Here is a 14,869-nt window from a genome sequence, read left to right as displayed (position 1 = left end):
AAGTAGAGTAGGAACCCAGCGCCTTACCGCCTTACGACGGCAGGTTTCCAAGAACCCCTCCCCGAACCGTACATACACCTCTCAGCGTATACGGCTCTCCACTTGCCTCTTAGTCTAGCTTCCCTGCATGAAGCCTATCATGACAGGCTTCACACAGTACCATCGTCTTCCTTCTTCTCGCAATCATATGTTGTTCCCAACGGGCTTTTCCTTTAAGGTCTTTGAGCTTTCTGACGTGATGCACCTCTAGAGGAACATTAATCGCACCACACCATTCGCATTCCTCTTTTTCGAGTGTTTGCAATAGGCTCGTTCGACCCGAATATGGTAGTTCGTTGGGCAGTATGTCTATTTTACCAATTAGAACCTTGGGATCTCGTTTGAATCCTTTATGATAGAGCGTTGCAAACTTCTTCCCACTCTTCACATCGTATTCAACTGTAAACTTTCTATCCTTCTTGTACTTATAAAGGATCTTGGAAACCGAAGTTCTGTATTTGTTGGCAAAAGTTTTGTACATACTGTATTCCATGATGTAGAAGAATTTGCTCAGGACACTCGCATTGTTTGCCAGCTTATAGTAATTGTATAAGCCTCTTATTTCGGCGTTGTATATGTGGAGTATCTCTATGTCTTCTAGAGTGACTAGTCTGGAGCGGTGTAAAGAATGCCATTCTCCTTTGTCATCAATCTTTAAGACATTCAACTGGAGTAACTTATTCAGCCATTTTTCCTTAGGCACATAAAGTTTGCACTTCATGTTACCAGAACGTTTCTTAACCCCATTTTTATCCCTTGTTATATGTTCATCTCTGGTTATGACGATGTCATAACCTAGAAATCTTGCTGGTTCGGATGAGTGAGTAATAAGAGTTTTTTCTTCCGAAAGCGTGAGACTCAGACGTTCACTAGTAAAATTAGCAACCTCGGCTTTGATCTGCTTGGCTTCCTCTTTGCTTCCTATAACCCCAATGATGAAGTCATCGGCGTATCTTACATAGAAGAGTTTCTTAAAGTTTTCATCAAGCGGATCAACATAGGATACCTTTCTTATCTCATCTTTCAGTTTAGCTATTCGCTCCGAAATAGACTTTTTCGTCTCCTCGGGTATATGTTCTCTCATTTGTTTCTGAAGTTTTCCAATCTGATATTCCAGTCTTTTGTATTCCGGATTGGTTTTCCTTCTAGCCCCTTTGTCAAATCTAGATTTGATACCAAGAGTGTATTTATCTAGCTGATCTAAGTAGATGTTCGCTAAAATAGGGCTGATGATCCCCCCTTGTGGGGTTCCGCTGTATGTGGAGTGAAATCTCCAGTTCTCCATATATCCAGCTCGAAGGAATTTCCAGATTAGATTAATAAACTTTTCATCCTCAATTCTCATTCTGAGAATTCCCACCAGTTTGTGATGGTCGATGCTGTCGAAGAAGCATTCAATATCTCCTTCTATGAACCATCTAACCCCCGTGAAGTTTCTTTGAACTTGCATAAGAGCTGTGTGACAACTTCTGTTGGGTCTGAACCCATGGGAATTGTCCGAAAAACTTCCTTCATAGATGGCTTCCAACAACATGCGGCAAACTTCTTGGACAAGTTTGTCCTCGAATGAAGGTATTCCAAGGGGTCTCTGTTTGCCATTTGCTTTCGGGATAAAAACTCTTCTAACGGGTTTTGGCTGATAAGACTGATCCCTGAGCTTCTCGATAAGGGTATTTATTCTCTTTATACTCATTCCGTCAATTGTTCTTCCATCTACACCTTCAGTCATATTCCCTTCATTAGGTGCCAGCTTGCTGTAAGCTAGCAGAAAGAATTCTTCATTGTATAGATTCCGATACAATCTCTGGATTGTATATCCCTCATCTTTTGACTTTGAAGCTAGACTGTTCAATACCATCACGGGATTTCTCATAGAGCCTCTCGCTCCTTCCCAATTCGTATTAAACGAGGTAAGCTGCCCTCCTTCGCCATGTACTAGGCTCTCCCTAGCTCGGACTACTACGAGGGCTCCGTCACCATATTGGATATTCAGATGCCTTTTGCATCATAGCCAGTTTCGCTGACATTCCAACTTAGGTGATCCCCGTTTAGACATCTAATGACAAGCTATGTTGCAGTTTCGGATGGGACGTTCGCCTTTTCTTCCCTTATTGGGCGCGAGCAACCGTGGGACGTTACGAGAGTAGTTAGAACATCTGACCCTCTCGCTGTTCGAGAAACCGTAATGTTTTTATACGGTTCTCCACCGGTTATATGGCGTTTCTAGCTACCTTTCGCCATAGTTTACGCTACAACCTCTCAGGCTGTCCTTCAAGCAGTATAGCCTTCATCCTTGTCTGCAACCGTTTCGTCTTGCCACTCAGTCGCACCGTGATAGCTTGGTGACTTGTGACTTTACCAGCATGCTACACTCCCCCTCAGGTTTCCCATTAGGATAAGCTGGTTGACGATAGGCTTTAGTTACGTCCTTTGCCTACTGCCTTGCCAAAGGCAGATTCATTAGATGCCCTTACGGGCGCACAAACATCTCATAAAAATCTCCCAAACGAAAAAATAAAAAAGCATCTTTGTTTTTGTTTTTAATAGAAAGATACTGTTCAATCATAGGTGTATATCTAGTCAATCTTACGTCCTCCACCAACTAAATTTCTCTCTAGTGTAACATAAAAAGTAGATTTGATATTGGTATCAAACCAGTGAACAAGAAAAATCCCTGATGCAAGGATTCACATCAAGGCGAAATATTTTCTACTTGGGTTTATATCCATCTCGATAAGGCGGCAACCTCCAAGCTCTACGAAAATCTCGCGATTCATCCCATTTTTTACCGCTTTGCAAATATTCAAAGTAAGGATCTAAGTATTTTTCATACATTTTATAATCATCCAAATCCTTTAATCCTTGACATAAAAGTGATACCCAAAAGGTAAAAGAATCTTTTTCTCCTTTGTAATACGCTGTTTGGAGATCTGGATTGCTTAATGGAGTTAATTTTAACTTTTGATGATGGAGAACAATAAGTTTTGCAGTAGCCAACGCCCCTTTAGTCAGAGTCGGTGATACCAACCAACTCGGTGGAGTTCGATACTCAAAACCACCATGATTTTTAATGCGATAATCTCCTAAATATCCATATTTCGGCCTGCGGCGAACCCCTTTTTCATCTTCTGCCATCATCAAAGGTAGCGTCAAATAATTATCGAGTGCTCGAAGCAAACCAAATGTAGGCTCTATTCCACTAAAATGAATATGTCCACCAATAGGATAACCATTGTAAGGCATTGCCCCAGCCAACCAACTGCATGGTACCTGAGCCATTTTTCGGGCAGCATATGCCAAACAATGATAAATGCGTTCTACTAAAACTCGTGGGTCTGATGTTGGTTCTGGCCTTACTTCAACCAATGGTTTATGCGATCGATTTTGTCCAAGCCAAATAGCATCACAGCCTACTTTACCACGAAGAGGAAAATATTTGGAAGCTAGAATGAGATTTCCTGTCTTGGATCGCATGATAAATTCAGGATCGGCACCAATTAACACTTTATCTGAAGGGATATCTATGGGCTGTGTATCTCGATACTGTTCAAATGCTTTTTCAAAACTACCCATCATGACACTATTTAACTTTGGACTTGGATTTACTTTGCGAATTACGATATTCTTTCCATGAACTACTCCACATAAAACAGCAGCATAATCAAGACCTAGAGCGTAAACTGCTCGAATAGCCATGCTCTGTACATTCTGTACTTCTTTCGTTTTATCTGTTGATGGATACACTCGTTGATAACTGGTACTTATTGCTCGCTTTTGTAGCCATTGCCCAGCTGAATTGGACCGATACATGAATAAAACCTTCGTTTGGTACACATAAACAATATATTGTCTGATAACAAAACTTTGATCCTGAACAGGAATACCATGCACTCTCAATATTCGTCTTCGGATTGTCTCATCTGCTACTCGCTCTACTTGCTGTGCTGGATTTAAGGTAATATGATCATTTAGTTGAATGGTAGCATGTAATTTTCCTTCTTGATTCAGTATAGAAAACCCTTGTTTTTCATCAATTTTTGTCCGTAGGGTAACGGCCCTCATCAACCTTCCCCCCTCTTTGCCACTACCCCTATCTTATGTAGCAACAAGTAAATGGGTTATAAATAAAATTGGCTATTCTGCTTATTGAATAAATAATAATAAAGAATAGGTTTTCTTCAGAAAAAAAGAAAAGAAGGCTTATTCCTCCGCCTTCTCTGGTACCCCAAAAGGGGGATCTTTTTGGGGGAATTAATCTTCTAAATCATCGATAATCAAGTCAGGATCCAACTCCTCAAAACCTTGTTCATCATCCTGGGATTGGAAAACAAAATCTTTGTCATCAATTTCTGCATATTCTGCTGGGTAACAAGCAACTGTAACTTTGGTCTCTCCTACTAACTCCACTACAAATTCTTTCTCTACACGCACCACGACTGCATCATGATTAGAAGAAATAGATGCTTCTACGCAGTTCGGTGATTGTGTAGCAGCTGCACTAACAGATACACTTAACTCTCTTGTATGAGGATCAAAATAACTTAGTGGTACTTGATCCACATAGCGTACTGTTTCTTTCATCACATCTGTTTTGGTATTACCTTTTGTTGAGTACCAAATGTTTACATCATAACTTCCTTGTACCTCAACTGCTTCTCCTACTTTTGAAGATTCAAATTGGTGATTAATTACCCATGCACCTAATACATTGTGTACATGATCAGGTGTTTCAATAGTATGTGTGACATGCGAAAATTTTCGACCTTTCCCACATACCGCTTTGGTGATCACCTGACGATACTCAACTGCTCTATCTGTGTTTGGCACCTGAATTCCCTCCTCCAACGGACTTACAAAACCAGTGTATGCAGGGCTCCTGCCTTGAGTGCTAAAAACCCATGGACTTTTTTGTAAAACCGTACAAAAGAAATTTGATCTTATATAATGTATTACGCAGTAGAAAGAAAAAAATGATACAAATATACAAAATGTCTTTGTCCACAACAAAAAGAACAGGCAGAGAATTTTTCTACCTGTTCTTTCTTCAGCCCGTTTTTTTATGTTTGTTCCCGCAACCACAGGCTCCACCGCTTCCACAACCAGCAGCTACAATGCCTCCTGTTTCTATTTCCAATTTCTCTGAGACCGTTTTTGCAATAACTTGTTGTAACATTTGAAGCAGGTCATTCATCTCTACCTGACTTTGCTGATATTCCAATACAATAGGCAAGTGATCTAATTTATAATGCAGCTCATCTAATTCGTTTTCCAATTGTTCTTTGTACATGTTTTTCTTAAAATGTTTGGCATGTACCAACTCTTTTTGTTTTTTCTTTATCGTTTCAATCAAATTTTGTACGGATTGACTTTTATTTACTTGTTGTTCTGCTAAATGGAAACGTTGCACTTCTGAACTCGTACGAACTTTTCCAGCAAATTCTTCAGCAGATTGCAACACTTGGTGATCCAACATGGTTATCCACCTACCTTACGCTACTGGAGATTTGGAGATATCTTCTACCCATTTACCTTTTAAGGTCCATGTTTGCGCTTTTTCAATGGACACATAAACCATTTTTCCAATCAGATGTTTGGGACCAACAAAATTGACTAATTTATTAGTTCGGGTACGTCCAGAAAGGACATCAGGATTTTTTCTACTTTCTCCCTCTACAAGTACTTCCACTACTTGCCCCTGTAAAACAGCATTTTTCTTTTTACTGATCTCATTCAACACATCATTTAATTCTGCCAGACGGCGTTTTTTCACTTCCATAGGAACATCATCTTTCATCTTTGCCGCTGGTGTACCATCACGAGGAGAGTAAATAAAAGTAAAAGCCATTTCATACTCTACTTCTTTCACCAGTGATATTGTCTCTGCAAACTGTTCATCTGTTTCCCCTGGAAATCCTACAATAATATCTGTAGTAAGAACTACATCTGGAATAGCTGCCTTCAATTTACCAACCAATTCCAAATATCTTGCTCTATCGTATTTTCTTGCCATTAATTTTAAAACTTCACTACTACCTGATTGAACAGGTAAATGGATGTGCTCTACTAAATTTCCTCTCTTCGCTAACACTTCGATCAGATGATCATCGAAATCTCTTGGATGACTGGTAGTGAAACGCACTCTTGGAATACCAATCTTTCTCACATCATCCATGAGATCACCAAACAGATACTGGATATCGCTAAAATCTTTACCATAAGCATTTACATTTTGCCCTAGTAATGTGATCTCTTGATAACCAAGACGAGCCAAATCACGTATTTCATTTAAGACATCTTCTGGGCGTCGACTCCGCTCTTTTCCTCTTGTATATGGGACAATACAGTAAGTACAAAACTTATCACACCCATACATAATATTGACCCATGCACGCAATCCATCTGCACGAACTTTTGGCATATTTTCTACTACATCGCCTTCTTTTGACCAGACCTCTACTACCATCTCTTTCGACATAAGAGCATTAAATAAGAGGTACGGCAAACGATGAATATTGTGAGTACCAAAAATCAAGTCAACATGCTGATGCTTCTGTAGGATACGAGATACAACAGACTCTTCTTGGGACATACAACCACAGACACCTAGAACAAGATCAGGCTTCTCCATTTTTAGTGCTTTTAAACTGCCGATATGCCCAAACACTTTGTCTTCTGCGTTTTCTCTGATGGCACATGTATTTAGTAAGATCACATCTGCATCTTGATGAGATTCCGTACGAGTGTAAGCCATTTGTTCCAAGATTCCTGCTATGGTTTCACTGTCATGGACATTCATTTGACAACCATATGTTTCAATCATGTACTTTTTACCACAGCCTACACCTTGCATCTCTTCTGGTATCTGATCAAACTGCAAAACTTGTATATCTTCTTTTCCGCGTTTTTTGGCTTCTTTTAAATCAGGAGCTATAAAATATTTGCTATAATCTTTCCCGCTCAATTGATTCCATCCTCTCTATATGAAATATCTATAGATCGTATAATTATCAGTCTTGTAACTAACATATTATATCGGAAATAGATATTTTCATCAAATTAATGTAATTTGAATGAAGGTTAATTTTGCTTATCCATTGTTATTTAGAAATAAAAAAAGCTGGGAGATTTAAGTTTCTCAGCTTCAATTCAACCAATAGATATATGTAATTTCTTTAGACATAAAGTTATCTAATATAGTTGTATGTATCATTTAGTATCTGGCACTGAACCGTTAACAGCACATCTAAAATAGAAGTTATGATGTAAACCATTTATACGGATCTGATGAAGGTGGTTTCTCCCCTGTTCCATACCTAACTTCGAAATGAAGGTGAGGTCCAGTTATATCACCATTTGCACCAACAGAAGTAATTTGCTCACCAGCTTTTACCATTTCTCCAGCATGAACTTTGACTTGATTTGGGAAACTATGGGCATAACGAGTAAACACATGTTTCCCATTCTTTTCACCATGATAAATGGTTATTAACCATCCATACCCGGAAGCTGGTACACTCGACACAACAACTCCATTTCCTGCAGCATAGATAGGACTTCCTACTCCACCACCAAAATCACACCCTTGATGAAGTATTTTTCGCTTGTGAATAGGGTGAAACCGGTACCCCCATCCAGATGTAAGTCTGCCATTGGACGGAAGTTGCATTTGTCCATTATAGGGAAATCGAAGTTTTCCAGATTGCCAATCTTCTAGGTTGATTTGACTAAATTCATCTTCATGAAGTTCTTCAAAAGCATGCAATTCTTCCAGATTTTTTTTACTCTTTTTTGCTTCTTTGACTATTTCATTATATGCATCCTTTGATTTTTTTATCAGCTCATTCTGTTGTGCCACTAAAACATCATATTTACTTTTTTCTTTTTCGATTTTCTTTATAACATTTTGTCGTTCTTCGATTAGTGCAGTATCTTGCTTAATAATAAGTCGAATGGTTTCCAATTTTTCCAAAAACTGCCCAAAGCTTTTCGCTTCAAGGATCTGTGCTGTGTAGTTTAGCTGGCCGTGCTCATAAAAATAACGAATACGCATTTTCAATAATTGATCGTAGCGTCGCAATACTTTTTCCTCATTGGTTAACCTTAATTCAATTGGAGCAGCTTGTTTTTGAATTTCTTTTATTTTCGAACTGCTCCTTTTCATCTCATCTACAAATTTTTGTAACTTTTTATCTTGTTCTATCATTTGATCCAATAAATTTTCTTTATTTTCCAGATGTTCTTTAATTTTTTGTCGCGAGATATCCTCCGCATGTATTTTAGAATAAGGAATTAATGAGAAAACAAGAAAAAACACAAAGCAAAAAAATCCTATTCTCTTGAACAATCCTAACATGATGGCTTATTACTCCATTTCTATTGAAGTTATCGTTTCCTTTCGACACAAATGGCAATAACAACTTTAAATTCTAGATCCAATAGCTCTACTTTTTTAGAACCGTCCTTTATGTACAAACAAATTAAATTTAAACCTTCAAGATTAGAAAACCTGCGAAAACAAAATACGGACATAATAAATTATAACAACGCTTATTTAAAAAAACAAAGCAATATTATGAAAATTATTTGCCATTCATACACTATTCTGATTAAAAATAAATCACCAGTCTTATAACGATAATTCCATACATATATCCACCATTTAAAAACACGGATTATCCATTCATAAATTTCTAATTAGGAAATGCCAATTTACATCATTTGAAATAAACCGAAAAAAATATTTAAGAGCTAATAATCAATGTTAACTTATGTTGGTGAACAACATTATCTATAAAAATCAAAATATATATCTCTCTGTTTGCACTACTAGAATTAAATATAAATAACGATAAAATAATTTCTTTCTCTTTAAAAATAATATTTGGTATACTAAAAACAAGCAATGAAAGGATTCCACATGAATATTGCGACTAATGCCCCGGGAAATTTCTCAGAGGGCAAAGAGCTGATCCTCTACCATAACCAAGGGTGTCTCAAGTACGAGGACATCGCTTGGTCTACTGAGGGGATCGAGCTAACCGGTGTGACCTACGAACTCACTGTACCTCCCAAGCGACTCTTCGGCGTCCTGCCTATCGGGCGGAAGTCTGTTCGTAAGGGCCATTATGGGAAGGCAATGGTGCATTATGGGAAGGCCATGGTGAATCATAGAGTCATCACCTTCACTCATATCGCTGAATTTTTCGACGACAAGACCGTCGTCAGATTTGATGAGTCGAACAAGATCACCACAGTAGAAGGTGACAGACTCTGAATATCAGTGATCGAGTGATCGCCCCCCAACCAATAGTGCATATGGGTTGGGGGGCGCGATATTTTAAAAATTCATTTTTAATGTTTCGTAAAAAAAATCAGAAACTTGCCTTCTCTCATTCTTTCTTTTCACTTAAAATTTCAACATATCCTTGTGTTCCATCCACTCGAATCTTTTGACCATTTTTTATCCGTTTACATGCATCCTCTACCCCTACTACCGCTGGAATCCCATATTCTCTAGCAACTACCGAACCATGTGTCATCAATCCGCCTACTTCTGTTACCAAACCGATAGCAGATTGAAAAAGTGGAGTCCATCCTGGATCTGTAAATGGAGCTACCAATATTTCCCCTTCATGCAACTGTGCTTCTTCTGGCCTTAAAACAATTCGCGCTCTGCCTTCTACAACACCTGCTGATACAGGAGTTCCCATGAGTGCATGCTGAGGAAAATCACCTTTTTGCAGAGTTGGTGTCACCACTTCTCCTTCGCTAGTTCGTACTCGTGGTGGCTGTAGCTTTTGTTGATCGATATACTCTTTTTTACGTTCTTCTAACTTTTGTTCCAAGTCCTCTAATCTCCCGTTTCTAGATAAATCAAGAAGTTCTCCTAGTGATAAATAATAAACATCTTCTCGATCTTCTAAAATTTTCTGTTCTACTAAATGATCCGCTTGTCGCATAATCACTTTTTTACTTTCATCTAAAATCGTAATCAGAAAATATTTATGATGCTCACGTAAGGCACCTAAATTTCGATATAATGAAATCAATCGTTTCATCAAGCGAGCCTTCAATGGATTGCCTTTTAAATGACTCATTATTTGGGCTTCTGCGTCTTTCGCTTCCTGTTCACCTATGCGAAACTTATTTCGATGCTCTTGATGTTTTACGCTTCGCATATGACCAAGAATAGCCGGGATCAAGAGTGTTGGCTTTTCCCTCCATCTCGTATTTGTTATATCGATTTCACCAGGACATCTCCTGCCATACTTATCTAAGAATTCAGCAAAATACGGATGAAACTTTTCTCCACCTTCTACCAAATCCATTTGCTCAAAAAAATCTTCATCCTTCGCTGTACGTAAATATTCTTCAACTTCAGGTAACTCTCGTAACACGTCTGCTAAATCTCCAATTGCTAGTCCCATTTCACTTGTAACATTACCTGCGAACGATTGACTTAATTTTTGTAAGGTTTGATCATTACCAATCCATTGAATTAAATATTTCTTTAGGACACCAGCAGACAAAAGAAAAGGTGCTATAAATGGAAAAAGATTTTGAAAAATAGATAAGAGAGAAGTAGCTAAATAACCTTGAATTTTTTCTAAACTCTCCACTTCATCTAGCCCATGCAAACTTCCCTTCATTTTTTTGTGTTGTTCAAACATATATGTTTCAACGTGGGATTTTGCTAAATTAGGATCTCGACGAAAAATATTTTGAAATACTTCTTTTAACACTGGTTTTAAATTATACCTTACTATTTTAGCAAGACCTGGTTTTGGTGGCACTGTCGTAAATGCTGGACGGTGAATTACTTCTTGCAAAGCAAGACTCATAGTACTATCCATATTGGACAAAATTTTGGGAATCACTTTCCTTGCTAGACGAAATCTTAAAATATCAGAAGGATCAACAAATAGCCTTCCTCCTGCTGGTATCAAAAAATTCGTCTCGAAAGAACCATCCGGTTTCCCAAATGGGAAAAGGGTTCGAAAAACAGATATACCGAGTGGTTTCATTGGCTCTGTCATCATTTGTATATGTCCAAAAGAAAGCATCACACGAAGTGGATCAGCTTCTATTTGCGGCATTGGATACAAAGAAGTGATCGGCCTGCTTTGGACAACAAAAATTTTACCATTCTCTATACAAAACTCGATATCTTGTGGGAAACCAAAGTGCTTTTCTATTTGCTTTCCTAATTTAGACAAAGCAAGAATTTGTTCGTTCGTTAACACTTGAACATCTTGTTTTTCTTTTGGAACAGTACTTTTCTTTGTTCCCCCATCGGCAAGCGATTCTATCATTATTTTTTTTGATGCTATCTTTTTGGATATTACTTTGTCATGTTTAACTTTATATAAATCAGCAGTAACCAATCCAGAAACAAGTGCTTCTCCTAGACCAAAACTAGCATCTATAGAAGTAACTAAGCGATTACCATTGACTGGCTCTGCGGTAAACATAATTCCTGATATTTCAGGTTGAACCATCCGCTGGACAACAACAGACAGAAACACATGTCGATGATCAAAATCATTTTTTACTCGATATGCGATAGCACGATCAGTGAATAAAGATGCCCAACAATTACGGATGGCTTCCAATAATTCCTTTTCTCCTTGTACATTGAGAAACGTATCTTGCTGGCCTGCAAATGATGCAGATGGTAAATCCTCAGCTGTTGCACTTGACCTTACAGCATAAGAATAATTTTCGCCAACAGACTGCCATGCTTCCAATATTTCTTGTATTACGAATCTTGGTATATGCAAACTTTTTATATGATCACGAATTTTTTCCCCAGTTTCTTTTAATTCCTCTAGATTATTTACGTTTATTTTTTCACATTGTGTAAGTAATTTATCCATTTCTATACTGGATTTGATTACAGCTCGATAAGCAGAAGTAGTCACACAAAATCCAGGTGGTACTGGAAAATCAGCTTCACCCAACACTCCTAAATTAGCACCTTTTCCTCCCACTTCTTCTATCTTGCTTGCATCAACCTCCGAAAAAAACAAGACATAAGAACCCATTGTGTTACCTCCTATTCAAAAACATCCTTTCTTTCACTTTAGCCAACTCTATAAAAAAAGTAAAGTGAGTACTCACTTTTTGGTTTGTAATAATAAGGAGTACCGCATCATCATTTTCATGTTAATGAAATCACAAATTACTTCAAAAAGTAGAATGAACGTCTTAGTAACGCTCCCTTGTCTCTTGATACTATTTCCTTTATAATAAAATTAATATGCATATGTATATTTCTGGAGGAGCCTGTCACATATAAACTTTCATTTTTCTGAGTGAAAAGGGAAAGTTTATATGTCGACGGGCTTTTTACTATGAAAAAAAGGTGAGTTCTATGTACACAACAATTTTAGCCATTGGCATTTTTTTGATTATTTATGCTTTCATTATCACAGAAAAATGGAATCGAGCTGTAATCGCACTATTAGGTGCTTCTATTATGATTCTTGCAGGAATTGTAGATGTGCATCAAGTTTTTACACATTATATCGAGTGGAACACCATTGCCTTATTGATTGGAATGATGATATTAGTCACCATTACCAATACTACAGGTGTTTTTCAATGGTTAGCGATTAAAACAGCCAAGTCAGTGAAAGGTAATCCCATACAATTGTTGATTATGTTATCCCTCCTAACAGCTGTTGGATCTGCATTGTTAGACAATGTGACCACTGTCTTACTCATTGTTCCAATCACTTTTTCCATCACCCGTATTTTAAAAGTAAATCCAGTACCTTATTTAATTTCGGAAGTAATTGCTTCCAATGTTGGCGGAACCGCTACACTAATTGGGGATCCCCCTAACATTATGATTGGCGCTGCAAACAAGCATTTAACTTTTAATGCGTTTTTGGTTAATCTCGGACCAATTGCAGCTATTATTCTTGTTATCACCCTTATCATTTTGTATTTCATTTATCGAAATAAACTTGTGGTTTCAGAAAAAGATAAACAACAACTAGCCAATATAGATGAAAACGAATCCATTAAAAACATTCCTTTGATGAAAAAATCACTTTTTGTACTTGGGCTTACTATTGTTGGATTTACACTTCATTCTATCCTGCATGTGGAAGCATCTGTGATCGCCTTTGCGGGGGCAAGTATCTTACTACTCATTGGATTAAACGAACACCAAATAGAAAAAACATTTGCATCAATAGAGTGGACAACTATTTTCTTTTTTGGGGGTTTGTTTGCATTGGTTGGAGGCTTGCAAGAAGTAGGGGTTATCAAATATATCGCAAAACAAGTATTAGAAATAACAAATGGTGATCTTTCTTTAGCTTCCATTTATATTTTATGGATCTCAGGCATTGCTTCTGCTACGATCGACAACATTCCCTTTGTTGCCACGATGATTCCTTTAATACAAGAGATGGCAAATAGCCTTGGCGTAAGTGTCAACACACCTGAAATAAATACCTTATGGTGGTCTTTGGCTCTTGGCGCTTGTTTAGGAGGAAATGGTACCATCTTAGGTGCATCTGCGAATGTTATTGTTGCAAGTCTTGCATCAAAAGAGGGAAAAGGATTCAGTTACATGGAATTTTTAAAAATTGGTGCGCCCATCACCTTGATCTCGTTAATCATTGCAAATATTTATCTGCTCATTCGCTACTTTTGACACTCCACATGGCTGAAGCCATGGGATTCTTGGGACGGTAGTCTGATGACTACTTCCTTACCAAGCAAGCCTCGTGAGCCCCACAGTTAAACAGAATTCTTGTTGCTACGTTATAGCATAGACTTATTGCTTGGTTTTCGCATTTCAGTCTAGCCATTTTTCGGTACGCATAGCATTTTATGTGCTATACGATTGGTTTGCACAACCCTATAAACTATCCACTATTCCAAGAGCAACTGTGGATAGTTTAACAACAGAATGTATGTTTATAAAGTGTTTTTTGAAAAATTTGTCAGACTCGTGAGAGATAGGGATGTTCCTTCCAATCAACATCACCCACTGATTAATAGCTATTATCGTGTGATTTGCATGTAATTTCAAAATAAAAAAGCAGTCCCCTATTGAAGTACATTTTGTTGTTTTTACTCCAAAAAAATGGGACTACTTGATCATAGGGTATACAAATCATTCTAGGAATTGGAATCTAACATACCGAAAGAAGTTGATTTAACTGTTGTGATCTTTCCGATGTAAGAGATACGAATAAAGATACAAAATACCTGCAACAAGGACAAGCAGTAAAATTCCAATCAACATCCACCAATTACTTGCAACGAAAACTCCGATAAGTAGATACACACCAACTAATGCAAATAACATGGAACCTAAACGATGCGTTTTTCTCCAGTTTTGTTCGGATGAAAGCGTCCATGGTGTTTTTATACCAAAAAAATAATTTGGTCTAATTTGCCGCATATAATTTCCTAATACTAAAGCCAATGCACCAAATAATCCACCAATGGTGATGCCAATAGAAATAGAGTAGCCTATTGTTGCTAACAAAATAAAAATAGATATACAAGAGAAAAACAAAACCAAAACAAATCCAAAGATCGAATATGCCCTTTTATGTTTGTCATAGGCCTCTTTTTTGGGGTCCCATTTTGGTGAAATCAAAAAGAGCAAGTACAGAATGAACGGAAATACTGACCAAAACAAAGCAATGTATTTCGGTCCAGTTTTATCTACCTCTCCTTCAAAATTCCAGTGATAAGGAATAGTATTGGGTAACTGAGGATACATCGTGAGATGAATGATAAAGGTGAGAATACATACAATTAGACTCGCATAAAGATATCCTTTTAAAACAAATTTGTTCAT

10 protein-coding genes and 1 pseudogene are annotated in these 14,869 nt (G+C 37.6%); 2 read left to right on the top strand and 9 right to left on the bottom strand.

Annotated features, from left to right (window positions below):
* Positions 1-109: 109 nt before the first annotated feature.
* The 7 genes and pseudogenes from A3GQ_RS0103350 to A3GQ_RS25510 all read right to left on the bottom strand — a co-directional run bounded on the left by A3GQ_RS0103350 (position 110) and on the right by A3GQ_RS25510 (position 8,353).
* Positions 110-1,912, bottom strand: coding sequence for a reverse transcriptase/maturase family protein (locus tag A3GQ_RS0103350; RefSeq protein ID WP_028775848.1), 1,803 nt, complete (start codon positions 1,910-1,912; stop codon positions 110-112).
* 609 nt (positions 1,913-2,521) lie between these two features.
* Positions 2,522-2,623, bottom strand: a pseudogene (locus A3GQ_RS28445) (MutS N-terminal domain-containing protein); the annotation flags it as partial.
* Positions 2,624-2,748: 125 nt separating this feature from the next.
* The gene (locus A3GQ_RS23260; protein ID WP_051271144.1) at positions 2,749-4,101 is read right to left on the bottom strand and encodes a putative amidoligase domain-containing protein; all 1,353 of its coding nucleotides are present in this window, start codon (positions 4,099-4,101) and stop codon (positions 2,749-2,751) included.
* A 189-nt stretch (positions 4,102-4,290) separates the two neighbouring features.
* Positions 4,291-4,866, bottom strand: a complete 576-nt coding sequence (cotE, locus tag A3GQ_RS0103335; RefSeq protein ID WP_028775847.1) for an outer spore coat protein CotE — start codon at positions 4,864-4,866, stop codon at positions 4,291-4,293.
* Positions 4,867-5,083: 217 nt separating this feature from the next.
* Complete coding sequence (locus A3GQ_RS23255; protein ID WP_051271143.1) at positions 5,084-5,512, bottom strand: YlbF/YmcA family competence regulator; 429 nt, start codon at positions 5,510-5,512, stop codon at positions 5,084-5,086.
* Between the two features lie 15 nt (positions 5,513-5,527).
* Complete coding sequence (gene miaB / locus A3GQ_RS0103325; RefSeq protein ID WP_028775846.1) at positions 5,528-7,000, bottom strand: tRNA (N6-isopentenyl adenosine(37)-C2)-methylthiotransferase MiaB; 1,473 nt, start codon at positions 6,998-7,000, stop codon at positions 5,528-5,530.
* Between the two features lie 294 nt (positions 7,001-7,294).
* On the bottom strand, positions 7,295-8,353 hold the full coding sequence (locus A3GQ_RS25510) for a peptidoglycan DD-metalloendopeptidase family protein (RefSeq protein WP_169818238.1): 1,059 nt from the start codon (positions 8,351-8,353) through the stop codon (positions 7,295-7,297).
* Between the two features lie 603 nt (positions 8,354-8,956).
* Between A3GQ_RS25510 and A3GQ_RS0103315 the strand changes: the two genes are divergently transcribed.
* On the top strand, positions 8,957-9,313 hold the full coding sequence (locus A3GQ_RS0103315) for a hypothetical protein (RefSeq protein ID WP_028775845.1): 357 nt from the start codon (positions 8,957-8,959) through the stop codon (positions 9,311-9,313).
* A 115-nt stretch (positions 9,314-9,428) separates the two neighbouring features.
* Here A3GQ_RS0103315 and A3GQ_RS0103310 read toward each other — a convergent pair whose 3' ends face one another.
* Positions 9,429-12,083: a phosphoenolpyruvate synthase gene (locus A3GQ_RS0103310; protein ID WP_028775844.1), complete on the bottom strand. Its 2,655-nt coding sequence runs from the start codon at positions 12,081-12,083 to the stop codon at positions 9,429-9,431.
* Positions 12,084-12,412: 329 nt separating this feature from the next.
* On the opposite strand from A3GQ_RS0103310, the gene A3GQ_RS0103305 reads away from it, so the two are divergent.
* Positions 12,413-13,708, top strand: a complete 1,296-nt coding sequence (locus A3GQ_RS0103305) for an ArsB/NhaD family transporter (protein ID WP_037463657.1) — start codon at positions 12,413-12,415, stop codon at positions 13,706-13,708.
* A gap of 507 nt (positions 13,709-14,215) precedes the next feature.
* Here A3GQ_RS0103305 and A3GQ_RS0103300 read toward each other — a convergent pair.
* Positions 14,216-14,869, bottom strand: a complete 654-nt coding sequence (locus A3GQ_RS0103300) for an SdpI family protein (RefSeq protein WP_051271139.1) — start codon at positions 14,867-14,869, stop codon at positions 14,216-14,218.

This window comes from Shimazuella kribbensis DSM 45090 (assembly GCF_000428065.1).
GTDB lineage: Bacteria > Bacillota > Bacilli > Thermoactinomycetales > Thermoactinomycetaceae > Shimazuella > Shimazuella kribbensis.
This window is presented reverse-complemented; position numbering and strand designations above follow the sequence as displayed.

Coding starts and splice junctions, on each gene's coding strand:
- A3GQ_RS0103350 (WP_028775848.1), bottom strand. CDS start 1,912: ATGAGAAATCCCGTGATGGTATTGAACAGTCTAGCTTCAAAGTCAAAA.
- A3GQ_RS0103305 (WP_037463657.1), top strand. CDS start 12,413: ATGTACACAACAATTTTAGCCATTGGCATTTTTTTGATTATTTATGCT.
- A3GQ_RS23255 (WP_051271143.1), bottom strand. CDS start 5,512: ATGTTGGATCACCAAGTGTTGCAATCTGCTGAAGAATTTGCTGGAAAA.
- A3GQ_RS0103310 (WP_028775844.1), bottom strand. CDS start 12,083: ATGGGTTCTTATGTCTTGTTTTTTTCGGAGGTTGATGCAAGCAAGATA.
- A3GQ_RS0103300 (WP_051271139.1), bottom strand. CDS start 14,869: ATGAACAAATTTGTTTTAAAAGGATATCTTTATGCGAGTCTAATTGTA.
- A3GQ_RS0103315 (WP_028775845.1), top strand. CDS start 8,957: ATGAATATTGCGACTAATGCCCCGGGAAATTTCTCAGAGGGCAAAGAG.
- A3GQ_RS23260 (WP_051271144.1), bottom strand. CDS start 4,101: ATGAGGGCCGTTACCCTACGGACAAAAATTGATGAAAAACAAGGGTTT.